The 955-nt window shown below is 73.1% G+C and carries 1 protein-coding gene; it reads right to left on the bottom strand.

The genetic code is table 11. The features are described from left to right. Positions 1 to 650, bottom strand: a 650-nt coding sequence (locus tag ACKVMH_RS13535) for a thiol:disulfide interchange protein DsbA/DsbL (RefSeq protein ID WP_412700669.1), incomplete at its 3' end; no start/stop codon positions are given. Between the last annotated feature and the right edge of the window lie 305 nt (positions 651 to 955).

Genomic DNA, 955 nt, shown 5'->3' with positions numbered 1-955 from the left:
GCGGGCGCCCGCAGGCGCGCTCGCTCGCGGGCGATGAGCGCGTCCACGGTGTCCAGTACCTGCTCGAAGCTGCGTCCAATCACGCGGTAGCGGCCGGCCACGACCAGGCTCGGGGTGCCGTCGACGCCGCTGCGGCGGATGAACGTCCGCGCACGTTCGAGCTGCGCATCGGTCGCGGCGCTGGTCATGGTGGCGGCGAACGCGGCCGGGTCGGCGCCGTAGCCGGCGTAGAAGGCGGCGATCTCGGCGGGCGTGGCCCGCATGATCGGGAGGCGTTGCTCGTCGTGGAGCGCACGGAACATGTCCGCGTGGGTGCGCTCCACCAGCCCGTGCGCCTGCGCGGCGTAGTACGCCCGTGCATACGGCAGCCAGTAGCCACTGAACGGCGCCGGCACCGGCACGAACGACACGTCGTCGGGCAGCCTGCGCTTCCACGCCGCGACCGCTGGTTCGAACGCGGCGCAGTGCGAGCAGGTGTAGCCGAACACCTCGACCACTTCGATCCGGCCGGGCGCAGTGTCGAACGGCATGCCGCCGGGGATCTCGACGTAATCCACGCCGGCCACCGGCGCTGCAGGAGCCGCGTAAGCGGGGGAGAGCGCGGCGATCGACAGCAGGGCCAGGACGGCAAGGCGCGAGAGCAGGATCATGGGCGGGTTCCTCGGGGCCGCTCGGTCGCGCTACGGCGGCCGGCAGTCCACAAACAAAAGCGCCGGCCGTGAATGTCACGACCGGCGCAAGGACCAACAGGAGTGAGCAGCGGTTGGGACCGGCGCACGCGCCGGAAGTTCCCGGTCAGCCCTGTTCGGGTTCGGCGGCCGTGCTGGCAGCGTCTTCGGCCTCGGCCGGCACGGTGCCGGTCGCGTCGACCTCGGCCCCGTCGACGCCGGTCGCCTCGGGCCCGGTCGTGGTATCCACCGGCTCGGCCGGCGCTTCGGCCGCGGGGGCCGGTGCC

This window comes from Lysobacter zhanggongensis (assembly GCF_046638635.1).
Taxonomy (GTDB): domain Bacteria; phylum Pseudomonadota; class Gammaproteobacteria; order Xanthomonadales; family Xanthomonadaceae; genus Novilysobacter; species Novilysobacter luteus.
The sequence above is the reverse complement of the archived record's forward strand: the minus strand, read 5'-3'. Positions and strand labels throughout refer to the sequence as shown.